Source organism: Salipiger sp. PrR003, assembly GCF_010500785.1.
In the GTDB taxonomy this organism is placed as follows: domain Bacteria; phylum Pseudomonadota; class Alphaproteobacteria; order Rhodobacterales; family Rhodobacteraceae; genus Salipiger; species Salipiger pacificus_A.
In genome coordinates, this window is the sequence record NZ_JAAGOV010000021.1 from 1 (window position 1) to 22,266 (window position 22,266).

Sequence of the window (22,266 nt, forward strand, 5' to 3'; positions counted from 1 at the left end):
GCCGAGGCCGAGGCCGCGGGCGCCGGGCCGCGGCTGGCGCGCACGCTACTGAAGCTCGGCGCGCCGGGAGGCGAGACGGGGTGCGCGATCGGCGGCGCGACCGGGGCAGGCGGGGGCGCAGCCTCGGGGGGGGGCATGGGAACGGGCTCGGGGTCCGACTCGGCAGGCCTTTGCGGGGCGCCGGGATCGGCCCGCGGCGTTTCTGCGGCGACAGGAACCTCGACAGGGGGGGCGACATGGTCGTCAATCGGGGCGTCGCCCGTGGCGTCAATCGGGGTGGCGGGCGGCGCCGGTGTTGCGGCAGCTGCGGGCGCTTCCGTGGCAACGGCAGGGGTGACCGGGACGGTCTGCGATTCAGCGGCGGGCTCTGGCTCCGCCGGGTCCGCAATCGTCTCGGCGGTTTGCGGCTCGGCCGTTACCTCCAGCGGCAGCAGCACCACCTTGCCCGGACGTTCGGGGGTGGCGCCCTGCCAGGAGTCGGCGGGGCCGAAATAGGCGGTGCCGCGGAAGGCGCCCGAGGGCGGTATTGCGGCAAAGAGCACCGGCTCGAACCCGCGCTCGCGCAGGAAGGTCTCGGCCTCCTCCAGCGACTCCCGCGCCACGGCAGCGCCAAGCAGGGTGGTGCCGGAGAGCGACCAGTCGAGAACCAGATCCGCGACCCGGTAGGGCGTCGCGCCTTCGAGCGCGGCTTCCAGCGCGGCGCGGCGCTCGATCTCGGTGCCGGGATCGGGCATCTCGAGATAGCGCACCTGATCGTTGGGCAGGAAAAGCGCCACCTGCGCCCCCGCGGGGTCGAGCGCCTGCGCGCGCTCGCGCATGGCGTCGAAGCCGTCCGCAGACAGATCGGCATCGGCCAGCGCAAGCCATCCGCCGGCCTCGCGGCGCAGCAGGGTAAGCCCGTCGGATGTAAGCGAAAGCGCGAAATCTGGTATCATGCGCGGTCTCTAGCACTGCTCTTGGAGCTATGGGAGTCTCCGGCTCCTTGAGCGCAGCCTACAGCAGGAGTTTGCTCAGCGAAAGAACCGGGGGCGCCCGCCCCTTGTCGTTTGCCGTGTCCCTACCGACATTGTGAGCGGAATTCCAAGCCAAAGGATGTGCTTATGACCAGTATTCCCCGCCGCGCCGCCCTCATGGCCGCCACCTGTCTCGCGCTGGCCGCCCCGGCGCTGGCGCAGGCGCAGGAGGCGCCGCTGCCGCGCATCACCGTGACCGGAGAGGGCGAAGTGGCCGCGGCCCCAGACATGGCCACGGTCTCGCTCGGCATCACCGCCGAGAACGCCGAGGCCGGCGCCGCCATGGACGAGGCCTCGCGCGTGGCCGAGTCGCTGCTTGCGCGGCTCGACGAGCTGGGCATCGCCGCGGCGGACCGCCAGAGCTCCGACATCTCGCTGCGGCCGGTCTGGTCGAACGGCGAGGACGGCACCACGCGCGGCATAACCGGCTACGAGGCGGGCAATATGTTGACCGTGCGGGTCCGCGACCTGGACCGGATCGGCGAGGTGCTGGGCGCGGTTCTTGACGGTGGCGCCAACCAGCTTTCGGGCCTCAGCTTCGGTCTGCAGGAGCCGAAGCCGGTGATGCAGGACGCGCGCCGCGCCGCCGTCGCCGACGCGATGGACAAGGCCCGGGTTCTGGCTGAGGCCGCCGGGGTGACGCTCGGCCCGGTGATCTCGATCGCCGAGGCGGGCGGCGGTTTTGCCCCGGCGCCGATGATGGAGATGGCCCGCGGCGCCAAGGTGCCCGTCGCGGCCGGCGAGACGGTGGTGAGCACGCAGGTCACCATGGTCTTCGAGCTGGGCGGCGCGCCCGAGTGAGCCCTGTCCCCGCGGGGACGCGGGCTCTCCGTCCCCGCGGGGACGCCCGACCTCTGTCCCCGCGGGGACAGGGGACGGCTCAGGCGCGTGGCATGACCTCGACGCAGAGCACCGTCGGCAGGTGGCGCGCCAGCTCGCTCCAGCTGTCGCCCTCGTCGAATGAACCGAAGACCGAGCCCGAGTTGGTGCCGAAGAACACCCCGGCGGGCTCGGCGGCATCCACCGCCATCGCCTGTCGCAGCACGGTGAAGAAACAGCCCTGCTGCGGCAGCCCGTCTCTGCAGGCCTCCCAGCTTTCACCCGCATTGCGGGAGCGCCAGACCGCGGCCTTCGCGTCGGGCGGGTAGCGCCCCTCGGTGTCGCCGTTGAGCGGCAGGGTCCAGATCGTCTCGGGGTTGCTGGGGTGCAGCCCGATCGGAAAGCCGAAGGTCGAGGGAAGCCCCTCGGTGATCTCGTCCCAGCTGCGACCGCCGTCGCGCGAGCGGTACACGCCGTGGTGGTTCTGCTGGTAGAGCACGTCACCGCCCCCCGCGGCGCGGCCCATGTTGTGCACGCAATGGCCGGTCTCCTGCCCGTCGCCGGCGGCGGGATGAGAGCTGGGCGTGGCCGGGGCATTGGACCGGCGGTTGCGGCGCTCCCATGTCTCGCCACCGTCTTCGGTGGCGAAGACCCCGGCAGCAGAGATCGCCAGCCACATGCGCTTGGGATCGGCCGGATCGGCGACGATCGTGTGCAGGGTGAGCCCCGCTGCCCCGGGCATCCAGTCGTCGGCGGAGGGGTGATTGCGCAGGCTCTCTATCTCCTCCCATGTCTCGCCGCCGTCCTTGCTGGCGTAGAGCGCCGCGGGCTTGCCGCCGGCGTAGAGCGTGCCATCCGCGGATTTGAGCGACCAGACCGCCTGCAACTGGCCGGTGTAGGGAGCGGGGCCGGAGGCCGTCATCCCGAGCCGGGCAGCGAGCTCGGGGTCATTGGATATCCAGTCGTCCATCTGACCGCCAGCGAGCTTCGCCAGCTCCCAGCCGTCGCCATTCGCGCTGCCATTCGCGCGGCCGTTCCTGCGCCAGACCCCGGCACCGAACCACTCGTTGCCGCCCCCTGCCCAGATCGTGCCGGTCTTGGCATCGCCCGCCATGTGGTTGATCGGCCAGCCGTTGCAGAAGGGGCCTTCGGCGCTCCAGCCGTCCTCGCCCTTGGCGAGCAGGAAGGCGCCCTTGGTGGTGCCGACAAGAAGCGTGGGGGCGGTGCTCATGGGACTTCCTCCGTCCTTTGGGTTGATATCAACCTAACATGAGTCTTGGGGCACCGCGAAGAGGCTTTTGCGAGGGGGTGCAGGTTTCCGCGCGTGGCAAGTTGGGGCGGGCTTCAGCGCATCCAGAGCCCGGCGCGCTTGAGCGGGTTGCGGATGCCCTGCTCGCGCCGCGGCAGATCGTTGCGGTCGAACATCGCCCGGACCTTGGCGCCGCGCCCCTGGTAGATGTAGCGCAGGAAGGGCTCGTGGTCCTTGAGCAGTTTCTTGATGCGCTTGGGCGCGGCGATGGCCTCGAGAAAGGCGATGAGCGCGTCGCTCTCGCGGGCATAGAGCAGCGGCATGGCGCGGTAGTGGCAGCTGTGGCTGCCGTCGAGCATTCCCTCGGGCAGGGTGTCGCGCCCACCGCCGAAGCTGTGGATCACCAGCGGCAGCACCACCTGGTCGAGCCAGGGGTCGAGGCTCTGGCAGACCAGCGCCTCGGGCGGGTCGTCCCTGATCGAAAGGGCGTAGTCGAGGAAGCGCTGCCCGAAGTCTTGCGGGCAGGCGTGGAAGAAGAAGCCCGCGTTGAAGTAGAGGTAGCGCTGCCAGTATTCGTCGGGCCACGAGCGGTCGAGCGAGCTTTCGAAGTCGAGCCCGAAGCGGTCGTAGAGGGCGCGCCATGTCTCGGTGTAGCCCGGCCCGTAGAGCTCGATCTTCGGCCAGGTGTCCTCGCGCCTCATCGAGGCGGTGGGGCGGGCGAAGTCGAAGGGCACCTCTGACAGATCGCCGGTGATCAGCGTGTCGGTGTCGAAGAAGACAAAGGGCTCCTTCGCAGGCAGGGCAAAAAGTGCCTCGATCTTGTTGCCGTAGGGGTAGGCCTGCCCGAAGTGGCGGCTCTCGAAGGGAACGATGCGGGCACCGAGGTCGCGCAGGATGTCGCAGGCCTCGGGGGTCATGCGCGGATCATCGTCCCAGAGCGGGCCCGGCTGCGGTTCGGCGACGAAGAGGCGGGCGCGGCCCTCGGGGGTGGCGGCATCGAGCGAGAGGGCGAAGAGCACGGCCTCGTACTGCAGCCGCCCGTGCTGCCCGACGATCAGGATGTTGAGCGGGTGGGGACCTGTCATTCTGCCCGGTTTTCGCCTGTGGTGCCATGCTTGGGCGGGACTATAGGCGGGACCTTAGGGGGCGGGAAGCGGGTGGCGGTGCGGCGGGGGCGCGCTGTGACATCGGAAGCAGCACGCCGATCCGCCGGACTGAGGTCGACAGCGCCGGACGAGCGCCTGCCCGCCTCGGCAGGCTGGCCTCGCCCGGCTTGGCTGGGCCGTCTAGAGCGAGATTGCCGTCAGCACTTCGGGCTCGATCACCTGCACGCCCGGCAGGCCCTCGGCCAGCTTGGCTGCCGATTGCTCTAGCGCCGGGAAGGTGCGGTAGTGGCAGGGGATGACCGTGTCGAAGTCGAAGTAGGTCTTCGACGCCCAGGCTGCCATCTCCATATCCATCGTATAATAGCCGCCGGCGCTGAGGATGCCGATGTCGGGCTTATAATACTGTCCGATCCAGGCCATGTCGGCCATGATCGTGGTGTCGCCCGAGAAGTAGATGGTCTTGCCTTCGCCCTTGATGATGAAGCCTGTTTCCATGCCCGCATACTTGGGGCCTTCGTCGGTCGGCAGGGAGGAGCTGTGCGAGGCGGGCACCATGCTGACGCTGACATTGCCGAAAGAGATGGTGCCGCCCTTGTTGAAGGCGTGGCCCTCGATCGCGCCCTTGCCGTGCAGCTGCCCGGCAAGCTCGACGATGCCCGAGACCGGCGCCCCGGTGCGTTGAGAGACCTCGACGACATTGTCGGTGTGATCGAAATGGCCGTGCGTGATGAGGATCTGCGTGACGTCCTTCAGGGCGTCCTCGATGCGGTCCTCGGGGAAGGCCGGGTTGCCCTTGACCCAGGGGTCGATCAGCAGGACCTGGTCCTCGATCTCGATGCGGAAGGAGCCGTGTCCGAGCCAGATGATGTTCATGCGAGTGCCTCCTGAGCCTTGCCAATCTTGGATTGAGGCGGAGGGTAGCACGCGGAAAATGACGGGCAAGCGATGGCCTGGAGGGGCATGGGTGCGAAAAGAACCACCGGCCAGGCGGGAGGGCCTGGCCGGCGGACCCCTTGCCGACGCGCGCTTGGGGATACGCCCGCGCCGGCCAGGTGGCTGGGGATCAGGAAATTCTGATCAGAAGAAGCCCAGCTTGTTGGGGTTGTAGCTGACCAGCATGTTCTTGGTCTGCTGGTAGTGGTCGAGCATCATCTTGTGGTTCTCGCGCCCGACGCCCGACTGCTTGTAGCCGCCAAAGGCCGCATGGGCCGGGTAGGCGTGGTAGTTGTTCACCCAGACCCGGCCGGCTTCGATGTTTCGGCCGAAGCGGTAGGCGCGGGTGCCATCACGGGTCCAGACGCCGGCGCCGAGCCCGTACATCGTGTCATTGGCGATGGCGAGCGCCTCGGCCTCGTCCTTGAAGGTGGTGACAGACACGACCGGGCCGAAGATCTCCTCCTGGAAGACGCGCATCTTGTTGTGCCCCTTGAGGATCGTCGGCTCGATGTAGAAGCCGTTCTCCAGCCCCTCGATCTTTGCCGCCTTGCCGCCGGTGAGCACCTCTGCGCCTTCCTCAACGCCGATGGTCAGGTAGCTCAGGATCTTGTCCTGCTGCTCCTGGCTCGCCTGCGCGCCGACCATGGTGGACATGTCGCGCGGATCGCCGCGCTGGATCGCCTCGACCCGGGCGATGGCGCGCTTGATGAACTCCTCGTAGATGTCCTCTTGGATGAGCGCGCGGCTGGGGCAGGTGCAGACCTCGCCCTGGTTGAAGGCAAAGAGCACGAAGCCCTCGACCGCCTTGTCGAGATAGGCGTCATCCTCGGCCATCACGTCCGAGAAGAAGATGTTGGGAGACTTGCCGCCCAGTTCGAGCGTCACCGGGATCAGGTTCTCGGTCGCCGCCTGCATGATCTTGCGCCCGGTTTCGGTGGAGCCGGTGAAGGCGATCTTGGCGATGCGCGGGCTGCGGGCGAGCGGCGCGCCGACCTCGGCGCCCATGCCGTTGACGATGTTGAGCACGCCGTCCGGCAGCAGATCGGCGATGCACTCCATAAGGACCATGATCGCGGCGGGGGTCTGTTCGGCCGGTTTCAGCACGACGCAATTGCCGGCGGCAAGGGCCGGGGCGAGCTTCCAAGCCGCCATCAACACCGAGAAGTTCCAGGGGATGATCTGCCCGACCACGCCGAGAGGCTCGTGGAAGTGGTAGGCCACGGTGTCGTGGTCGATCTCGGACATGCTGCCTTCCTGCGCCCGGAGCGCGCCGGCGAAGTAGCGGAAGTGGTCGACCGCCAGCGGGATGTCGGCGGCCATGGTCTCGCGGATCGGCTTGCCGTTGTCCCAAGTCTCTGCGGTGGCGATGAACTCGAGGTTTTCCTCGATGCGGTCCGCGATCTTCAGCAGGATGTTCGAGCGCTCGGCGGCCGAGGTTTTGCCCCAGGCCTCGCGCGCGGCATGGGCGGCGTCGAGCGCCAGCTCAATGTCCTCGGCGGTGGAGCGGGCCACCTCGCAGACCTTGGCGCCGGTGATCGGCGTGATGTTGTCGAAGTACTGGCCTTTCACCGGGGCGGTGAACCTGCCGCCGATGAAGTTGTCGTAGCGGGTGCGGAAGGGCGATTGGTAGCCAGCCGCGACTTGGGTCATCTCGTTCATGTCTGTCCTCCTCAGGGCCCGGTCCTCCACCGGGGATGAGGAGAGTGTGGCGAGGCGCGAAGGCCGCGTCAGCCCGGGGGAAGTCGCGGGACGGGCGGATCTGTCTCAGCCCTGAGACAGGTTTGGGCAGGGAGATGACGCGCGGCGGCGCTGGGCGCTACGACAGCCCGAGCTTTTTCATCCGCCGGTAGAAGGTCGCCCGACCGACGCCAAGCGTGCGCGCGGCCTCGGAGACATTGCCCCTGGCCCGCGCCAGCGCCCGCACCATGGCGGCGCGCTCGGCGCGATCAAACCCCGAGGGGCCATCGTCGCGGCCGAAGAGGTCGCTGGCCGGGCGGGCGACGAGTGGCCCGCTGCTCTCCAACCCGAAGGAGCGGCGCGCGGCGCGGGTGGCACCCTGCACCAGGTCGTCGCCATCGACCGCCAGAAGCACCGAGGCCTCGCTCTCCTCGGCATCGGCGACGATGATCCGCGCCTCGGGGAAGGCGGCGCGGAAGGTGTCGGCCTCGATCTGCCGGGCGGTCTGGGAGACCATGGCGGCGATCAGCCGGTTGAAGGCCTCGGTTTGGTCGGCGCGGGCCGAGGAGACATCGAGCGCGCCGATGAGCTCGCCCTGGGGGCCGAAGATCGGCGCGTCCATGCAGCTCATCGCGGTGTTGCGGGCGTGGAAATGCTCGTCGCGGTGGATCACCACCCGCCGGGCCTCGGCGATGCAGGTGCCGATGCCGTTTGTGCCCTCCGAGGCCTCGGACCAGTCCGAGCCCGGGCAGAGACCCCAGGCGCGAAACACCCCGAGATCGCCCGAGCCGGCGCGCAGGTCGAGCACCACGCCCTCGGCATCGGTCAGAAGCACGCCGCAGCCCGAGCTGCCGACCATCTGGTAGAGCGCGTCGAGTTTCGGCGCGGCGATATGCAGAAGCCGCTCGGCCTGTTCGCGCCGCTCGGAGAGCGCCTGGTCCGTGATCCGGTGCACCCCGTCTTGCCGTGCCGGGTCGAGCCCGTGATGCGCCAGCGACCGCCGCCAGGAGGCAGCGAGACGCGAGCGTGCCGCGGCGGCCGGGTCGGTCGCCGTCTCGACGACGCGGGCGGCGTGGCGGTCGGCTGAGGGCCGGGATCGGGTCATGCGGGTGTCCTCCGGAGGCCGACGATACAGCAATTCGCTTCGGCGCCAAATCCTTCGTTCGTGCTTGGCTGGAGAGGCGGGCGCGGGGGCTTCTTTCGTTTCCCGATAGGCCCGCCGGAGGTCGTCCAAGCGGCCCCGCGGCCAGTATGACGCGGCACCGCCAAGCCTTCGGCCTTGATCTGCGGAGCCTGCGGGTCTATATCGCGCGCGTCAAGCAAGGCAACCAACGCCGCGGACATCGAGACGGGCAGGGTCGGACAACCGGCCCTCTTTGTCATATGCGGAGCGCCCGAAAGACCAATCCGAAGACCGGTGGAGACAACCACCCGGCCAGAAAAATCGATGTAAAGGACATATACGCCACATGGCAAACGCAACCATGGAGGAGTTCGAAGCCCTCCTTTCCGAAAGCTTCGAAATGGACACCCCCGAAGAGGGGTCCGTTGTTAAAGGCAAGGTCATCGCGATCGAAGCGGGCCAGGCCATCATCGACGTCGGCTACAAGATGGAAGGCCGCGTCGAGCTGAAGGAATTCGCAAACCCCGGCGAAGCCCCCGAGATCTCGGTCGGCGACGAAGTCGAGGTTTACCTGCGCGCAGCAGAAAACGCCCGCGGCGAAGCCGTGATCAGCCGTGAGATGGCCCGCCGCGAAGAGGCATGGGACCGTCTCGAGAAGGCCTATGCCGACGACGCCCGCGTCGAAGGTGCGATCTTCGGCCGCGTCAAGGGTGGCTTCACCGTCGACCTCGGCGGCGCCGTGGCCTTCCTGCCCGGCTCGCAAGTCGATGTCCGCCCCGTGCGCGACGCCGGCCCGCTCATGGGTCTCAAGCAGCCGTTCCAGATCCTCAAGATGGACCGTCGCCGTGGCAACATCGTTGTCTCGCGCCGTGCAATCCTCGAGGAATCGCGCGCCGAGCAGCGTGCGGAAGTCATCGCCAACCTCACCGAAGGCCAGACGGTCGACGGCGTGGTCAAGAACATCACCGAATACGGTGCGTTTGTAGACCTGGGCGGCGTCGACGGCCTGCTGCACGTCACCGACATGGCATGGCGCCGTGTGAACCACCCGTCCGAGATCCTGTCGATCGGCGAGACCGTTAAGGTCCAGGTCATCAAGATCAACAAGGACACCCACCGTATCAGCCTCGGCATGAAGCAGCTGCAGGAAGATCCGTGGGATCTGGTGGCCGTGAAGTACCCGCTGAGCTCGGTGCACACCGGCCGCGTGACCAACATCACCGACTACGGCGCCTTCGTGGAGCTGGAGCCGGGCGTCGAAGGTCTGGTTCACGTGTCGGAAATGTCCTGGACCAAGAAGAACGTCCACCCGGGCAAGATCGTGTCGACCTCGCAAGAAGTCGAAGTCATGGTTCTCGAGATCGATCCCGCGAAGCGTCGCGTGTCGCTCGGCCTCAAGCAGACCATGCGCAACCCGTGGGAAGTGTTCTCCGAGACTCACCCGGAAGGGACCGAGGTCGAGGGCGAGGTCAAGAACATCACCGAATTCGGTCTGTTCATCGGCCTGCCCGGCGAGATCGACGGCATGGTTCACCTCTCGGATCTCTCGTGGGATCAGCGCGGCGAGGAAGCCATCCAGGAGTACCGCAAGGGCGACGTGGTCAAGGCCGTTGTCACCGAAGTGGACACCGACAAGGAGCGCATCTCGCTCTCGATCAAGGCTCTCGGCGGCGACAAGTTCGCTGACGCGGTTGGCGGCGTGAAGCGCGGCTCGATCGTGACCGTCGAAGTCACCGCGATCGAAGACGGCGGCATCGAGGTGGAATACGAAGGCATGAAGTCCTTCATCCGCCGTTCCGACCTGTCGCGTGACCGCGCAGACCAGCGCCCCGAGCGCTTCTCGGTCGGCGACAAGCTGGACGTCCGCGTCACCAACATCGACAGCAAGACCCGTCGTCTGGGCCTGTCGATCAAGGCACGCGAGATCGCCGAAGAGAAGGAAGCCGTGGAACAGTACGGTTCCTCCGACTCCGGCGCATCGCTGGGCGACATCCTCGGCGCAGCTCTGAAGCGCGACGAGTAAGCCTCGCGCTTGCTGAATTGAGGAAGGCCCCGGGAGACCGGGGCCTTTTTCGTTTGTCCCCTCCGGTCCTGCGCCTTTGCTCTGACCCGCGCGGCAGCGCACAGGGGATTGTGCAGGGCGACCCGCGCTCTTGCGCGGAACTGGTCTCAGGGACGATATGCGGAGCATGGATAGAGAGCTTCACCTTACCGAAGAGCATGTGAGCCGGGTGTTTCGCGACGTCCCCGAGGGCGACGATGCGCTGCATTGGGGCTGGACCCGCCTCGACGAGGCCGCCGTCTCCGCCAAGGCGCGGGAGATCCTCGCGCAGCGGCCCGAGGGGCCACTGCAGGTCTTTGCCTATGGCTCGCTGCTGTGGAAGCCGGAATTCCGCCCGGTGGCCTCGCGGCCGGGGCGGGCGATCGGCTGGCACCGCGCCTTTTGTATCGAGCTGACCTCCTGGCGTGGCACCCCCGAGGCGCCGGGGCTGATGATGGCGCTGATGCCGGGCGGCGACTGCACGGCGCTGCTGCAGGAGATCGCAGAGCCGGAGGTGCTGCCGGCGCTCGAGGCGCTGGTGCGCCGCGAGGTGCCCTTTGCCGAGGTGGCGGAGTCCTACGCCTGGATCGAGGTGGAGGCCGCCGAAGGCCCGGTGCGGGCGCTCACCTTCTATGCGCCGCCGAAGGGACAGGACCTGCGCCGCGACCTGTCGCTCGAGCAGACCGCGGCGATCATCGCGCGCGCCTGCGGTCACGCCGGGTCAAACACCGAATACCTGCACCGCACGGTGACCGCGCTGGCCGCGCAGGGCATTCACGACCCGAATCTCTGGCGCCTTCAGCAGCTTGTGGCGGCGGAGATCGACGCGCTGGACTAGCGCCGGTCCGGGCGGCTTCGAGAGGTATCTAGAGACCGCTCTGCCTCTTTGCGGACGCATTTGGGGGGCGAATCGCGGGGGGGTGCTTTCGCCTAGCCGCGACGCAGCAATGGGCCTGCTTTGGGGTATCGAAGGGGTTACACCGGCGTGAAGCCGCGCAATACGCTGCTTTCCATGGGTTTTTCTCTGATTCGCGCGGTTTGTGTTTGGCGCGCCCCGGGCAAAGGTCGTACAACGGGGGAGGCTCCGAAAATGCGATACAGGGATGGGCGAGGATGATCAGATCGGAATTGATCCAGAAGATCGCGGAAGAGAACCCGCATCTCTACCAGCGGGACGTCGAGAGGATCGTGAACACGATCTTCGAAGAAATCACATCGGCTATGGCGCATGGCAACCGCGTCGAGCTGCGCGGCTTCGGGGCGTTTTCGGTGAAACAGCGCGACGCGCGGCAGGGACGGAACCCCCGTACCGGCGAAGCGGTTGACGTCGAGGAGAAATGCGTGCCGTTCTTCAAGACCGGCAAACTCCTGCGGGACCGACTGAACGGGAAGTGACCTCGATGAAATACATTCGCTACGCCTTCTGGGCCGTGCTGGCCGTTGTGCTGATCTGCGTGTCTCTGGCCAACCGTGGCCCGGTGACGCTCAACCTGTTGCCGGCCGAGCTTGCCACGTTGCTCAATTTCCAGCTCTCGGCGACCGTGCCGGTGTTCATCGTCATCCTTGGCGGGATCATCGCCGGGCTGCTCATCGGCTTCGTCTGGGAATGGCTGCGCGAGCACAAGCACCGCGCCGTGGCTGCGCAGCGCAAGACCGAGGTGAAGCGTCTGGAGCGCCAGCTCAAGAAGACCCAGGACGAACGCGACAAGGACAAGGACGAGGTTCTCGCGATCCTCGACCAGAGCGCCTGAGGGCGACTCGCGCCGCATCGCTGGCTAGAAGGGAAGGGGGCCGTGTGCCCCCTTTCGCTTGCGCTCGCGTCCCCCGGGGATATTTTCGCGGTGGAACCGCAACGCGAGCCGGAGGGCCGACATGGACATTCAGGTGAAGATTTGCGGGCTGCGCAGGCCTGAGGACGTAGCTGTCGTCGCCGAGGCCGGGGCGCGCTACGCAGGCTTCGTCTTCTTTCCCAAAAGCCCGCGTTCCGTGAGCGTCGCAGAGGCGCGCGCGCTGGCGCTGCTGGCCCCCGTCGGACTCGCCAAGGTGGCGCTGGTGGTGGATGCGGACGACTCGCTGCTCGACGAGATCGTCGCCGAGGTGCCGCTCGACATGCTGCAGCTCCATGGCCACGAGTCGCCCGAGCGCGTGGCGCAGGTTCGCGCCCGCTACGGCCTGCCGGTGATGAAGGCGGTGGGCGTCGCCTCGGAGGCTGATCTGCCGGCGCTGGAGGCCTATGGCAAGGTGGCGGACCAGTTGCTGGTCGATGCCAAGGCGCCGAAGGAGTCGGCGCTGCCGGGCGGCAACGGGCTGGCCTTCGACTGGCGGCTTGTTGCCGGTCGCCGCTGGCCGGTGCCCTGGATGTTGGCAGGAGGGCTGACCCCCGAGAATGTCGCCGAGGCGGTACGGCTGACCGGGGCGCGCCAGATCGACGTCTCGTCGGGCGTGGAGCGCGCACGTGGCGAGAAATCGCCCGAGTTGATTCGCGCCTTTGTCGGCGCCGCGCAGGCCGCCGGGGCCGAGCCCGCGGTGCCGCGATTCTGAAGTCCGCCTGTTCCGGCTTAGAAACTGGAAAAGCCCCGCAATCTGCGGGGCTTTTTCTTGAGGCGCGGCAGGGGGGATGTGAGGGTCCCAGACAGCAAAAAGGCCACCCATTTGGGCGGCCCTCAGCCGGATCTCGTCCTGCGCTTCGTTTAGCCCTGACGGGCCTTGAAACGGCGCTGGGTCTTGTTGATCACGTAGACGCGGCCCTTACGACGCACGACGCGGCAGTCGCGATGGCGCTGTTTGAGCGAGCGGAGCGAGTTTGCGACTTTCATATCAAGTCTCTCCTCTTTCGCGGCGCGCGAGCGCCTGGCGTTGCGTTGTGCCCCGGGACGCATCCCGAAGCGGTGAATAGTGGTGGGCGGTACTGGGATCGAACCAGTGGCCACTACGATGTCAACGTAGTGCTCTACCGCTGAGCTAACCGCCCGTATGGCCTGCGCTTTTCTTTGCTTTCGCTCCGCTTTCCTCTGTGGAAGTCCGCGGTGAGCAGCGCCGGTGGAGGGCTCTATAAAAGGAGTCGGAGGGGGGATCAAGGGCTTTTGGCAGAAATCGGTTCCGGCTATCTTGTTTTCGCAAGGAGCCCTTATGCCCAAAGTCGCGTATCACCTCGACCTGCCTGAAACGCCCAGTTCGGTGGTGGTTTTTGCCTCTCCGCATTCGGGCCGGGATTACCCCTGGAGCTTCCTGCGCGGGACCATCCTCGACGAGACCTTGATTCGATCTTCCGAGGATGCCTTTGTCGATCGCCTGTTCGATTGCGCGCCGCAATTCGGCGCGCCCTTGCTGCGGGCCGGGGCGCCACGGGCCTTTCTTGACCTGAATCGGTCGTCGGACGAGCTTGATCCCGCGCTCATCGAGGGGGTGCGCCGCACCGGCCACAACCCGCGGGTGGCGAGCGGGTTGGGAGTGGTGCCGCGCGTGGTCGCCAACGGTCGGGCGATCTACAGTGGCAAGTTGCCGCTGGCCGAGGCCGAGCGGCGAATCGGGCTCTACTGGAAGCCCTACCACACCCGTTTGCAGGCGCTGCTCGACACCGCCAAGGCGCAGTTCGGAGAATCGATCCTGATCGATTGCCACTCGATGCCGCACGAGGCGGTGGAGAGCATGTTGCGCAAGGGCGGGGCGCGCCCGCAGATCGTGCTGGGCGATCGTTTCGGGGCCTCTGCCGCGCCGGAGATCGTCGAGCTGGTGGAGCAGGCCTTCAGCCGGGCCGGGCTCGTGGTGGCGCGCAATTCGCCCTTTGCCGGGGCTTACACAACGATGCACTACGGGCGCCCCTCGCGGCGTCAGCACGCGATCCAGATCGAGATCGACCGGGGGCTCTACATGGATGAGGCGGCGATCAAGCCGAACGGCAACTTCCACGCCTTCCGCAGGCTGCTGCGCGGGGTGATCGCCGAGATCGCCGCGATCGGGCACCGCGAGCAGCGGCTGGCGGCCGAGTGACCCTCTGCCGCCGGTGCGCGGCGTCCAGCTCCGTCGGTGGGTATCTTCACCTCGAAGACGCGTTTGGCACCGTGCTCAGAACGGGGCGGGGGCGCGGAACTTGAGGCCGAGGCCGCCGTCGGGGTGGCGCAGGCGCAGCTCTTCGGCGTGCAACATCATGCGCGGATAGTTGGCCGCGGTCTCCGGCGCGTAGAAGGGATCGCCGAGAATCGGGTGACCCTGCGCCAGCATGTGCACCCGCAGTTGGTGGCTGCGGCCGGTGAGTGGCATGAGGTGCACCCGGCTCTCCTCGTCGCTGCACTTGATCACCCGCCAGTCGGTCTGCGCCGGCTTGCCGGTCTCATGGCAGACCATCTGCTTGGGGCGGTTGGGCCAGTCGACGATCAGCGGCAGGTCGATATGGCCGGTCTTCGGCTCGAGCTTGCCGGCGACGCGGGCGAGGTAGGTCTTCTTGGTGCGCCTGTATTCGAACTGCTGGCCGATGTGGCGCTGCGCGTGCGGCGTCAGGGCAAAGACCATGACCCCCGAGGTGTCGCGATCGAGCCGGTGCACCAGCAGAACCTGCGGGAAGGCTTGCTTGAGCCGTTCGATCAGGCAGTCGGCCAGCTCCGGGCCCTTGCCGGGCACCGAGAGCAGCCCGGCGGGCTTGTCGACCACGAGGATCTCGTGGTCCGCGTGCAGGATCGGGATCTCGCCCTGCGGAGGGGTGTATTCAGCGCTCATGGGGCCTGCTCATGGCAGGCGGCGGTGCTGGCCGCAAGGGCCCGCGCCGTCGCAGAAGGCCGCGCAGGGCGCGCGCTGGGGGATTAGAGCCGCTCGATGGCGATGGCCGTGCCCTCGCCGCCGCCGATGCAGATTGCCGCCACGCCGCGCTTCAGCCCGCGGGTTTCGAGCGCGTTCAGCAGGGTGACCATGATCCGCGCGCCCGAGGCGCCGATAGGGTGGCCGAGCGCGCAGGCGCCGCCGTTCACGTTCACCACGTCGCGCGGCAGGCCCATCTCCTTCATGAACGCCATGGGCACGACCGCGAAGGCCTCGTTCACCTCCCAGAGATCCACGTCGGAAGGCCGCCAGCCGATGCGCTCGAGCAACTTGCGGGCGGCGGGAATCGGCGCGGTGGGAAAGAGGCCGGGGGCCTGCGCATGGCTGGCGTGCCCGAGGATGCGGGCGCGGGGCAGGGCGCCGGTGCGTTCGACATTGGCGAGGGTGGTCAGCACCAGCGCCGCGGCGCCATCCGAGATCGAACTGGAATTGGCGGCCGTGACCGTGCCGCCGGGGCGGAAGGCGGGCTTCAGATGCGGGATCTTCTCGGGGCGGGCGCGGGAGGGCTGCTCGTCGCGGGTGATCACCTCCTCGCCGGTGCGGGCGTGCACGGTGACCGGGGTGATCTCGGTCTCGAAAGCGCCGCTGCGCTCGGCGTCGAGCGCGTTCGACAGCGAGGCGAGCGCGTATTGATCCTGCGCCTCGCGGGTGAACTGGAAGGCCTCGGCGCAATCCTCGGCAAAGCTGCCCATGAGGCGGCCGCCGCCTTTTTCTCCCCTGTCGTAGGCATCCTCGAGCCCGTCGAGGAACATATGGTCGATCACCTCTCCATGACCCAGACGGGCGCCGCCGCGCATCTTGGGCAGAAGGTAAGGGGCATTGGACATGCTCTCCATGCCGCCGGCGACCATGACCTCGGCTTGGCCGAGCGCCAGCCGGTCCCAGGCCATCATCGCCGCCTTCATTCCCGAGCCGCACATCTTGTTGAGGGTCGTGGCGGGCACCTCTTCGCCAAGACCGGCCTTGAAGCCCGCCTGGCGCGCCGGGGCCTGGCCCTGGCCGGCGGGCAGCACGCAGCCCATCAGCAGCTCGTCCACCGCCGGACGCCCGGCCTCGGCCAGCGCCGCGCGGATCGCGGCGCCGCCGAGCTGCGCCGCGCTGAGCCCGGAGAGCATCCCCTGGAACCCGCCCATCGCGGTGCGCGCGGCACCGGTTATCACCACATCCTGCATGCTCTCTCCTCCCAGGGTCACGACACCTGAATACCGAATGGTAAGGATTGCCGTCTAGCGTGCTGAGAATATGGGCGCTTGTCGCCGCCTCGGCAATGCGTCGGCGGTGTCGGCCCGGCACCGCGCGCGGATCGGGCAGGGTGGCAGAGAGCTGGCAGGGCGGCCGGTGATGCGTTGTGATGCGTGGTGAGGGGCCGTGAGCGGCCGTGGCAGGCTGGGCCGGTCACCTGCCGGAGGCGTTGCCGCCCGCAGAGGGGCGAACTTCAGGAGGCAAGGACGTAATGAAGTTGACGTGCCGGGGAACGGAGCCGCAGATCATCGCCGTTGGCGAGCCGCGCATCGATGCGGCTGTGGCGATCCAATTCAAGGACGCCATGCGCGCTGCGCTCTCATCCGAGGCGGGCCGGGTGATCCTCGACCTTTCGCAGGTGGAGTTCATCGATTCCAGCGGGCTCGGCGCCGTGGTCGCGGTGAAAAAGGCCATGCCGCCGCCGCAGCGGCTCGACCTCGCCGGGCTCACGCCGATGGTCGACAAGCTGTTCCGTCTCACCCGGATGGACACGATCTTTGCACTCTACCCGACGCTGGCCGAGGCGGAGGTCGCGCAAGCCCCGCTGGGCGCCCAGCGGTCCCCGGTGGATGGCTCCGAGGGCTGAAGGGAGATGGGTTCCATGGCGCTGCGCTCGGTCATGGGGGCCGACGGGCCGGAGCCGGGCGGCGCGGGGCTGAGGCTGCAGATCTCCAGCAGCGCCACGGAGGTGCGCGCGGCGCTTGGGCAGGTGACGGAGGCGCTTGGCCGCGGTGGTCATGATGCCCGCGCGCGAAGCTGCGCCGAGCTGGTACTGGCCGAGGCGCTCAACAACATCGTCGAACATGCCTATGCCGGGCAGGACTTGGGGCGCATCACGTTGCGGCTGCAGGGGGCGCCCGGAAAAATTCACCTGGAACTGCGCGATCGCGGACGGCCGATGCCGGGCCTCGCCCTGCCCGAGGGGCGGTTGAAGCCTCTGGGCCATGACGGCGATCTGGCCGAGGGCGGCTTCGGCTGGTATCTGATCCGGCGTCTCGCGACGGAGGTCAGCTACCGGCGGGACGGCCGCGAAAACGTCCTGCGTCTGGTTCTGGTCAGCGGGCCGGAGCCCGGCGAGCGCGGCTGAGCGCGATGCCCCGCCAAGCCGGGGTCTCAGTGGCTGCGCATTTTTGTCCCAGTGTTGATGGCCGTGGGCGCACGGGCGGCAAAAACTGTGCCCTGCCGCCGCAGCGCGCTGTGCCGGTTCGGCGGGGGGGCGCGGCGTTGACGCGGTCGCGTGGAACTTCCGGTAAGTCCTGACGCTTTCCGGGGTTTCCGTGCGATGGGCGTCTTTCTGCCGTTGAAGGGGTGATCTGCGCGGGCTTTCGCCGACCCGGGACAATCTGCCCGGCCTGCTGCACTAAGGTCTCAGAGCGACCTTAGTATTGCCTGATTTGAGCGGGATACATGGAACTGTAGCTGCATATGGCTTCCCTCGGCGCCACGCCGTTTCAGCCCCCACCCAGTGCGTGGCGTCGAGGACTCTAAAGCGCAGCGATTTCCCCGACCTCACAGATCCGGTCCGCGCAGATCCCGACCGCGCAGATCCCGACTGCACAGATTGCGACATGGCAGAGCCCGCCGCCGAGCCGCGCCCCTGTCCGTGTCGGCACGCGGTCGCCCTGACGCAAGCCGCCCGGTCTTTCGGACCGGGCGGCTTGGGATCTCGGTGGCAGGGGGCGGGCCTCAGTAGCTGTAGGCGCCGTAGATCTTCGAAAGATCGCCGCCCCAGTCGCCCTCGTAATGCGCCAGCATCTCGTCGGCCTGCACCGTGCCGCTCTCGATGCTTTCCTTCAGCGCGTTGAGGAAATGTGTCTCGTCCGGCAGCAGGCCACCCGCGCCGGGGCGGGCGCGGGATTTGAGCCCGGCCTCGGCGATCTCCAGCACCTGCGCGGCCAGATCGTGCATCCGGATGCCGTTCACCTCGGCCTGCAGCGCCTGTTCGGAGGCGGCAACGCGCAGACCCTCGCGGGTTGCGTCGTCCCAGCCTTTCACCAGGTCCCAGGCGGCGTCGAGCGCACCCTGATCGTAGGTCAGGCCTACCCAGAAGGCAGGCAGGGCGCAGAGCCGGCGCCAGGGGCCGCCATCGGCGCCGCGCATCTCGATGAACCTCTTCATCCGCGCCTCTGGGAAGAGCGTCGTCAAGTGGTCGGCCCAGTCCGAGAGCGTCGGTTTTTCGCCGGGCAGGGCGGGCAGGCGTCCGGCCATGAAGTCGCGGAAGGACTGGCCGAGTGCGTCGATGTACTTGCCGTCGCGGTAGACGAAGTACATGGGCACATCGAGCGCGTATTCCACGTAGCTTTCGAATCCGAAGCCCTCGTCGAAGACGAAGGGCAGCATGCCGGTCCGCGCGGCGTCGAGATGCCGCCAGACGTAGGCGCGGTAGCTCTTGAGGCCGTTCGGCTTGCCCTCGAGGAAGGGCGAGTTGGCAAAGAGCGCGGTGGCGACCGGCTGCAGCGCCAGCGCCACGCGCATCTTCTTGATCATGTCGAGCTCGGAGCCGAAATCGAGGTTCACCTGCACGGTACAGGTGCGGCGCATCATCGTGGTGCCGGTGGTGCCGACCTTGCCCATGTAGGCGTCCATCAGCTTGTAGCGGCCCTTGGGCATGAGGGGCATTTCCTCGTGCTTCCATTCGGGCGCGGCGCCGAGACCGATGAAGCCCACGCCGATCTCGTCGGCGATGCCCTTCACCTCGCGCAGGTGCTCGTTCACCTCGTCGCAGGTCTGGTGGATGGTCTCAAGCGGGGCACCCGACAGCTCGAGCGCGCCGCCGGGCTCAAGCGAGACGTTCGCCCCGTCCTTGGTCAGACCGATGAGGTTGCCGCCCTCGGTGACCTCGGCCCAGCCATGACGGTCGCGCAGACCTTCGAGCACGGCCTTGATCGAGCGCTCGCCGTCATAGGGCAGCGGGGCATGCGTGTCGGTCAGGTAGCCGAACTTCTCGTGTTCGGTGCCGATGCGCCAGTCGTCCTTGGGCTTGATGCCCTCTTCGAGGTACTCGGCAAGCTGCGCGTGATGCTCGATCGGCCCGCCGCCGGATTGAGGGATGGACATGGCTTGGGCTCCGATCTTGCTCGCCTTTGGTGTCGAAGGTCAGGGATGGGCGCAACCGAAGCCCTTGTCAATGCAGACGGAGGGGGTGGTTTTGTGCGCTGGCGCGCTGCCAGATGAGCACCGGTGCGGAGCCACGCGCCTGCATCTTCGACAGCATCCGCTCGGTCTGCAGCCCGGGCAATTGGGCGAAAATGTCGAAGAGCTGCTCCGAGCCCTCGGCGGTGAGGGGAATCGCCAGCATGGTGCCGTCTTCGCTGCGCAGCAGCCAATGCGGCGGCCTGGCGGAGGGATCGAGGCTGAGGGCGGTGAGGCTCGACAAGTCGGCGAAGCCGCCGGTGAGCGGGCCGAAATAGCTGATCCGCCCCTCGACCACCTGTACCATGCCCGGCCCGCCAGTGCCGGTGCGGAAGCGCGCGCGCTGTACCCCGGCGAAGGTGAGCGCCGCGCCGGCCAGCGCCACGGCCCATCCCAGCAGCGCCAGAAGCCCGCCGGTGAAGAGCGCCCAGTAGAGGCCGAGCGCCACGGCACCGGCCCCCACCAGAACCTCGCGCCAGCGCATCAGCGTGGCCTCGGCCTCGGGGCGCAGGAAGCTCATGCGTGCGTCCTCGCCGTTTGCGGCACACGCAGCACCGCGACGCGGTAGCCGCCGATATGCTCGAAGCCGAGCGCCTCATAGGCGCGCGCCGCCGCCGGGTTATTGGCGAAGAGCACCGCGGTGCGAATGCCGCGGTCCTGCGCCTCGCGGAGCTGGGCGTGGACCACCCGGCGCCCGCGCGCAGCATTGCGCAGGGCGCGCGGCACGAAGACGCCGCCGAGTTGAACGAGATCCGCAACCTCGGCATTGAAATCGCTCATGGCCACGGGCCGGCCCTGGTCGATGAGCAGGCGCAGCGAGCCCTTGGTGATGCAATAGTCGGCGCGCTCGCGTGCGGCCTGACGGGCCGGTTCGTCGGCGGCCGTCGCCTTGATGTCGACCCCGTAGTCGAAGAACCAGTCCGCCAGCAGCGACGCGTCCTGGGGGCCGGGCGGTCGGATGACATCCGCGCAGTCTGGCAGCCTGGCCAGATCGAGCCTGTAGAGCGGCTCCACCTGGTTCAGCCTGAAGGCGGCGTCCCCGAGCCCCAGCGCCGAAATGAGCGCGGCGGTCTGCTCCGGGGGGCCGCTGATCACGGTCACCGGCAGGGGGGCGATGATCTCGGCATAGGCACGGAACGCCTCTGTGGGAGCGCCCTGCGCTTGGCAGATGACGTCGCCACGCCGTGTTCGGCCAAAGACCGCCCGGATCGCGCCGCGTTCGGACCAGATATGCACCGTGGTGGCAAGCCGGTGACCACTGTCGCCGAGTCCGTGCGCGGCGATATTGCTGCGCAGGAACATCGAGGTTTCAGCATGGGGCGCGAGGAAGGCGTCGAGCGCTGCGACATCGCCGGGCAGGGCGCGCCGGATCATGCCCAATCCCCGCAATGCGCCTGCCAGAGCGTCAGCGCAGCCACGGCCGCCGTATCGGCGCGCAGGATGCGCGGACCGAGGGCGATGGACGTTGCCTGGTCCATGCCGTGCAGCTTCTTGCGTTCGGGCTCCGAGAAGCCACCCTCGGGGCCGATCAGCACGGCCCAGGGAGCGGGATCGCCCGACAGGGCGGCGGCATAATCGGTGCCGGCCCCGGCAGAGGATTCGTCGCAGAAGAGCAGGCGGCGCTCGGTCCAATCGGTCAGCAGCCGGTCCAGCTTCTGCAACTCGGCCACCTCGGGCACGAAGGTGGCGCCGCATTGCTCTGCCGCCTCGACCGCGTGGGCCTGCAGCCGGTCCTGCCGGATGCGCTCGGAATTGGTGAAGGCGGTCTGCACCGGCACGATGCGCCGCACGCCCAGTTCCACCGCTTTTTCGACAATGAAATCGGTGCGCGCCTTCTTGATCGGCGCGAAGAGCAGCCAGAGGTCGGGCGGCGTGCCCTGCGGGCGGGTCTGTTCCACGCAAGTCAGCGTGCCGCCCTTCTTGCCGGCCTCGGCCACCTCGGCCAGCCACTCGCCGTCGCGGCCGTTGAACAGGGCAACCGGCGCGCCGACCGGCAGCCGCATCACGGAAAAGAGATAGTGGGCCTGCTCGCGTTCGAGAGCGACCGGTTGTCCCGCGCCCAGCGGGTCGTCTACATACAGGCGTACCTTAGCAGTCATGAGGCGGACCATATGACCCATCCCGGCGCAGCGCCAGATCCCGAAGGACAGGTTTCCGACGCCGTCCGGGGCAACTGGGTGGATCACCACGCCCCGGCCTGGACGCGCCCCTACCTGCGCCTGTCGCGCGCCGACCGGCCGATCGGGACGTGGCTGCTGCTGCTGCCCTGCTGGTGGGGCCTGCTGCTGTCGATGGTCGCGGACGGGCAGGCGCGCTGGTTCGACCTGTGGATCTTCGTCGGCTGCGGCATCGGCGCTTTCCTGATGCGCGGCGCGGGCTGCACCTGGAATGACATTACCGACCGCGATTTCGACGGCTCGGTGGCGCGCACCGCCTCGCGGCCAATCCCCTCGGGGCAGGTCAGCGTGAAGCAGGCGCTGGCCTGGGCGGTGGTCCAATGCCTGATCTCCTTCGCGATCCTGCTGACGTTCCCGCCGATGGCGATCCTGCTGGGGGTCGTGGCGCTGGGGACAGTTGCGATCTACCCGTTCGCCAAGCGGTTCACCTGGTGGCCGCAGGTGTTCCTTGGCATCGCCTTCAACTGGGGCGCGCTGCTGGCCTGGGCGGCGCATAGCGGCAGCCTCGGCTGGCCCGCGGTGGCGCTTTACTTCTCGGGCATGGCCTGGACGCTGTTCTACGACACGATCTACGCCCACCAGGACAAGGAAGATGACGCGCTGATCGGGGTGAAATCCACCGCGCGGCTGTTCGGCGACGCACGCACCCCGGCGATGCTGGCGCGTTTCCTGGTGATCTCGGTCGCGCTGATGGGGCTTGCAGTGGTACTGGCCGCGCCGCGCGGCGAGATCCTGCAGCTGGTGATCCTGATCGCCGGCCCCTGGGCCTTTGGCTGGCATATGCTTTGGCAGATGCGCAAGCTCGACGTGAACGACAATGCCGTGCTGCTCAGGCTGTTCCGGTCCAACCGCGACGCCGGCCTGCTGCCCGTGCTGTTTTTCGCCGCCGCGCTTTTGGCATGATTGCGCCGACCCGGGGGCGGGCGTATCAGAGATGAA

The 22,266-nt window shown here is 68.0% G+C and carries 22 protein-coding genes, 1 tRNA gene and 1 pseudogene; 10 read left to right on the plus strand and 14 right to left on the minus strand.

The window, feature by feature from the left end:
- Nucleotides 1–935: pseudogene (locus G0D83_RS01135) on the minus strand (hypothetical protein); the annotation flags it as partial.
- A gap of 165 nt (nt 936–1,100) precedes the next feature.
- On the opposite strand from G0D83_RS01135, the gene G0D83_RS01140 reads away from it, so the two are divergent.
- Nucleotides 1,101–1,814: an SIMPL domain-containing protein gene (locus tag G0D83_RS01140; RefSeq protein WP_164188800.1), complete on the plus strand. Its 714-nt coding sequence runs from the start codon at nt 1,101–1,103 to the stop codon at nt 1,812–1,814.
- A gap of 79 nt (nt 1,815–1,893) precedes the next feature.
- On the opposite strand, the gene G0D83_RS01145 is transcribed toward G0D83_RS01140, so the two are convergent.
- The 5 genes from G0D83_RS01145 to G0D83_RS01165 form a co-directional block, all read right to left on the minus strand.
- Nucleotides 1,894–3,063: an exo-alpha-sialidase gene (locus tag G0D83_RS01145; RefSeq protein WP_164188802.1), complete on the minus strand. Its 1,170-nt coding sequence runs from the start codon at nt 3,061–3,063 to the stop codon at nt 1,894–1,896.
- Nucleotides 3,064–3,176: 113 nt separating this feature from the next.
- A complete protein-coding gene (locus tag G0D83_RS01150; protein ID WP_164188804.1) occupies nt 3,177–4,166 on the minus strand; it encodes a hypothetical protein in 990 nt (329 codons plus the stop codon).
- Between the two features lie 201 nt (nt 4,167–4,367).
- Nucleotides 4,368–5,060, minus strand: a complete 693-nt coding sequence (locus tag G0D83_RS01155) for a metal-dependent hydrolase (protein WP_164188806.1) — start codon at nt 5,058–5,060, stop codon at nt 4,368–4,370.
- Nucleotides 5,061–5,264: 204 nt separating this feature from the next.
- A complete protein-coding gene (gene adh, locus G0D83_RS01160) occupies nt 5,265–6,782 on the minus strand; it encodes an aldehyde dehydrogenase (RefSeq protein ID WP_108966742.1) in 1,518 nt (505 codons plus the stop codon).
- A 157-nt stretch (nt 6,783–6,939) separates the two neighbouring features.
- Nucleotides 6,940–7,905 carry a GAF domain-containing protein gene (locus tag G0D83_RS01165; RefSeq protein ID WP_164188808.1) on the minus strand — a complete coding sequence of 322 codons (966 nt, stop codon included), beginning with the start codon at nt 7,903–7,905 and terminating at the stop codon, nt 6,940–6,942.
- Nucleotides 7,906–8,269: 364 nt separating this feature from the next.
- On the opposite strand from G0D83_RS01165, the gene rpsA reads away from it, so the two are divergent.
- The 5 genes from rpsA to G0D83_RS01190 all read left to right on the plus strand — a co-directional run bounded on the left by rpsA (nt 8,270) and on the right by G0D83_RS01190 (nt 12,505).
- Complete coding sequence (rpsA, locus tag G0D83_RS01170) at nt 8,270–9,946, plus strand: 30S ribosomal protein S1 (RefSeq protein ID WP_108966738.1); 1,677 nt, start codon at nt 8,270–8,272, stop codon at nt 9,944–9,946.
- A gap of 166 nt (nt 9,947–10,112) precedes the next feature.
- A complete protein-coding gene (locus G0D83_RS01175; RefSeq protein WP_164188810.1) occupies nt 10,113–10,802 on the plus strand; it encodes a gamma-glutamylcyclotransferase in 690 nt (229 codons plus the stop codon).
- 275 nt (nt 10,803–11,077) lie between these two features.
- Nucleotides 11,078–11,359 carry an integration host factor subunit beta gene (ihfB, locus tag G0D83_RS01180; RefSeq protein ID WP_092425075.1) on the plus strand — a complete coding sequence of 94 codons (282 nt, stop codon included), beginning with the start codon at nt 11,078–11,080 and terminating at the stop codon, nt 11,357–11,359.
- A 5-nt stretch (nt 11,360–11,364) separates the two neighbouring features.
- Nucleotides 11,365–11,715 carry a lipopolysaccharide assembly protein LapA domain-containing protein gene (locus G0D83_RS01185; protein WP_108967766.1) on the plus strand — a complete coding sequence of 117 codons (351 nt, stop codon included), beginning with the start codon at nt 11,365–11,367 and terminating at the stop codon, nt 11,713–11,715.
- A gap of 121 nt (nt 11,716–11,836) precedes the next feature.
- A complete protein-coding gene (locus tag G0D83_RS01190) occupies nt 11,837–12,505 on the plus strand; it encodes a phosphoribosylanthranilate isomerase (protein ID WP_164188812.1) in 669 nt (222 codons plus the stop codon).
- Nucleotides 12,506–12,654: 149 nt separating this feature from the next.
- Here G0D83_RS01190 and ykgO read toward each other — a convergent pair whose 3' ends face one another.
- Together ykgO and G0D83_RS01200 are read right to left on the minus strand one after the other, a co-directional pair.
- Entirely contained in the window at nt 12,655–12,780 is a 126-nt protein-coding gene (gene ykgO, locus G0D83_RS01195; RefSeq protein ID WP_008884645.1) for a type B 50S ribosomal protein L36, read from the minus strand.
- A gap of 80 nt (nt 12,781–12,860) precedes the next feature.
- Nucleotides 12,861–12,935: transfer RNA gene (locus G0D83_RS01200), tRNA-Val, on the minus strand.
- A gap of 158 nt (nt 12,936–13,093) precedes the next feature.
- On the opposite strand from G0D83_RS01200, the gene G0D83_RS01205 reads away from it, so the two are divergent.
- A complete protein-coding gene (locus G0D83_RS01205; RefSeq protein WP_108966733.1) occupies nt 13,094–13,954 on the plus strand; it encodes an N-formylglutamate amidohydrolase in 861 nt (286 codons plus the stop codon).
- Nucleotides 13,955–14,029: 75 nt separating this feature from the next.
- Here the strand turns inward: G0D83_RS01205 and G0D83_RS01210 are convergent, their stop codons facing one another.
- Nucleotides 14,030–14,677 (minus strand): RluA family pseudouridine synthase, encoded by a 648-nt coding sequence (locus G0D83_RS01210; protein ID WP_164188814.1) that lies wholly within the window; start codon nt 14,675–14,677, stop codon nt 14,030–14,032.
- An 83-nt stretch (nt 14,678–14,760) separates the two neighbouring features.
- Entirely contained in the window at nt 14,761–15,948 is a 1,188-nt protein-coding gene (locus G0D83_RS01215; protein ID WP_164188816.1) for an acetyl-CoA C-acyltransferase, read from the minus strand.
- A 281-nt stretch (nt 15,949–16,229) separates the two neighbouring features.
- Between G0D83_RS01215 and G0D83_RS01220 the strand changes: the two genes are divergently transcribed.
- Together G0D83_RS01220 and G0D83_RS01225 are read left to right on the plus strand one after the other, a co-directional pair.
- Nucleotides 16,230–16,604, plus strand: coding sequence for an STAS domain-containing protein (locus G0D83_RS01220; protein ID WP_108966727.1), 375 nt, complete (start codon nt 16,230–16,232; stop codon nt 16,602–16,604).
- A gap of 15 nt (nt 16,605–16,619) precedes the next feature.
- Nucleotides 16,620–17,105 (plus strand): ATP-binding protein, encoded by a 486-nt coding sequence (locus tag G0D83_RS01225; RefSeq protein WP_164188818.1) that lies wholly within the window; start codon nt 16,620–16,622, stop codon nt 17,103–17,105.
- A gap of 599 nt (nt 17,106–17,704) precedes the next feature.
- Here the strand turns inward: G0D83_RS01225 and G0D83_RS01230 are convergent.
- The 4 genes from G0D83_RS01230 to G0D83_RS01245 all read right to left on the minus strand — a co-directional run bounded on the left by G0D83_RS01230 (nt 17,705) and on the right by G0D83_RS01245 (nt 21,249).
- Complete coding sequence (locus G0D83_RS01230; protein ID WP_108966724.1) at nt 17,705–19,075, minus strand: glutamate--cysteine ligase; 1,371 nt, start codon at nt 19,073–19,075, stop codon at nt 17,705–17,707.
- A 67-nt stretch (nt 19,076–19,142) separates the two neighbouring features.
- Nucleotides 19,143–19,670, minus strand: a complete 528-nt coding sequence (locus G0D83_RS01235) for a hypothetical protein (protein WP_164188820.1) — start codon at nt 19,668–19,670, stop codon at nt 19,143–19,145.
- The gene (locus G0D83_RS01240) at nt 19,667–20,524 is read right to left on the minus strand and encodes a GNAT family N-acetyltransferase (RefSeq protein ID WP_164188821.1); all 858 of its coding nucleotides are present in this window, start codon (nt 20,522–20,524) and stop codon (nt 19,667–19,669) included. Before G0D83_RS01240 ends, G0D83_RS01235 begins: the two co-directional genes overlap by 4 nt.
- A complete protein-coding gene (locus tag G0D83_RS01245; protein ID WP_164188823.1) occupies nt 20,521–21,249 on the minus strand; it encodes a 16S rRNA (uracil(1498)-N(3))-methyltransferase in 729 nt (242 codons plus the stop codon). The genes G0D83_RS01240 and G0D83_RS01245 overlap by 4 nt, the downstream gene beginning before the upstream one ends.
- Before the next feature lie 12 nt (nt 21,250–21,261).
- On the opposite strand from G0D83_RS01245, the gene ubiA reads away from it, so the two are divergent.
- Nucleotides 21,262–22,230, plus strand: a complete 969-nt coding sequence (ubiA, locus tag G0D83_RS01250) for a 4-hydroxybenzoate octaprenyltransferase (protein ID WP_164188825.1) — start codon at nt 21,262–21,264, stop codon at nt 22,228–22,230.
- Nucleotides 22,231–22,266: the final 36 nt, after the last annotated feature.

What these genes read in the sequence shown, in the direction of transcription:
- ykgO (WP_008884645.1), bottom strand. Translation starts at nt 12,780, where the DNA reads ATGAAAGTCGCAAACTCGCTCCGCTCGCTCAAACAGCGCCATCGCGAC.
- G0D83_RS01190 (WP_164188812.1), top strand. Translation starts at nt 11,837, where the DNA reads ATGGACATTCAGGTGAAGATTTGCGGGCTGCGCAGGCCTGAGGACGTA.
- G0D83_RS01215 (WP_164188816.1), bottom strand. Translation starts at nt 15,948, where the DNA reads ATGCAGGATGTGGTGATAACCGGTGCCGCGCGCACCGCGATGGGCGGG.
- G0D83_RS01245 (WP_164188823.1), bottom strand. Translation starts at nt 21,249, where the DNA reads ATGACTGCTAAGGTACGCCTGTATGTAGACGACCCGCTGGGCGCGGGA.
- G0D83_RS01155 (WP_164188806.1), bottom strand. Translation starts at nt 5,060, where the DNA reads ATGAACATCATCTGGCTCGGACACGGCTCCTTCCGCATCGAGATCGAG.
- G0D83_RS01140 (WP_164188800.1), top strand. Translation starts at nt 1,101, where the DNA reads ATGACCAGTATTCCCCGCCGCGCCGCCCTCATGGCCGCCACCTGTCTC.
- G0D83_RS01205 (WP_108966733.1), top strand. Translation starts at nt 13,094, where the DNA reads ATGCCCAAAGTCGCGTATCACCTCGACCTGCCTGAAACGCCCAGTTCG.
- G0D83_RS01240 (WP_164188821.1), bottom strand. Translation starts at nt 20,524, where the DNA reads ATGATCCGGCGCGCCCTGCCCGGCGATGTCGCAGCGCTCGACGCCTTC.
- G0D83_RS01150 (WP_164188804.1), bottom strand. Translation starts at nt 4,166, where the DNA reads ATGACAGGTCCCCACCCGCTCAACATCCTGATCGTCGGGCAGCACGGG.
- G0D83_RS01175 (WP_164188810.1), top strand. Translation starts at nt 10,113, where the DNA reads ATGGATAGAGAGCTTCACCTTACCGAAGAGCATGTGAGCCGGGTGTTT.
- G0D83_RS01165 (WP_164188808.1), bottom strand. Translation starts at nt 7,905, where the DNA reads ATGACCCGATCCCGGCCCTCAGCCGACCGCCACGCCGCCCGCGTCGTC.
- ihfB (WP_092425075.1), top strand. Translation starts at nt 11,078, where the DNA reads ATGATCAGATCGGAATTGATCCAGAAGATCGCGGAAGAGAACCCGCAT.
- G0D83_RS01210 (WP_164188814.1), bottom strand. Translation starts at nt 14,677, where the DNA reads ATGAGCGCTGAATACACCCCTCCGCAGGGCGAGATCCCGATCCTGCAC.
- G0D83_RS01235 (WP_164188820.1), bottom strand. Translation starts at nt 19,670, where the DNA reads ATGAGCTTCCTGCGCCCCGAGGCCGAGGCCACGCTGATGCGCTGGCGC.
- G0D83_RS01145 (WP_164188802.1), bottom strand. Translation starts at nt 3,063, where the DNA reads ATGAGCACCGCCCCCACGCTTCTTGTCGGCACCACCAAGGGCGCCTTC.
- adh (WP_108966742.1), bottom strand. Translation starts at nt 6,782, where the DNA reads ATGAACGAGATGACCCAAGTCGCGGCTGGCTACCAATCGCCCTTCCGC.
- G0D83_RS01220 (WP_108966727.1), top strand. Translation starts at nt 16,230, where the DNA reads ATGAAGTTGACGTGCCGGGGAACGGAGCCGCAGATCATCGCCGTTGGC.
- G0D83_RS01225 (WP_164188818.1), top strand. Translation starts at nt 16,620, where the DNA reads ATGGCGCTGCGCTCGGTCATGGGGGCCGACGGGCCGGAGCCGGGCGGC.
- G0D83_RS01230 (WP_108966724.1), bottom strand. Translation starts at nt 19,075, where the DNA reads ATGTCCATCCCTCAATCCGGCGGCGGGCCGATCGAGCATCACGCGCAG.
- G0D83_RS01185 (WP_108967766.1), top strand. Translation starts at nt 11,365, where the DNA reads ATGAAATACATTCGCTACGCCTTCTGGGCCGTGCTGGCCGTTGTGCTG.
- rpsA (WP_108966738.1), top strand. Translation starts at nt 8,270, where the DNA reads ATGGCAAACGCAACCATGGAGGAGTTCGAAGCCCTCCTTTCCGAAAGC.
- ubiA (WP_164188825.1), top strand. Translation starts at nt 21,262, where the DNA reads ATGACCCATCCCGGCGCAGCGCCAGATCCCGAAGGACAGGTTTCCGAC.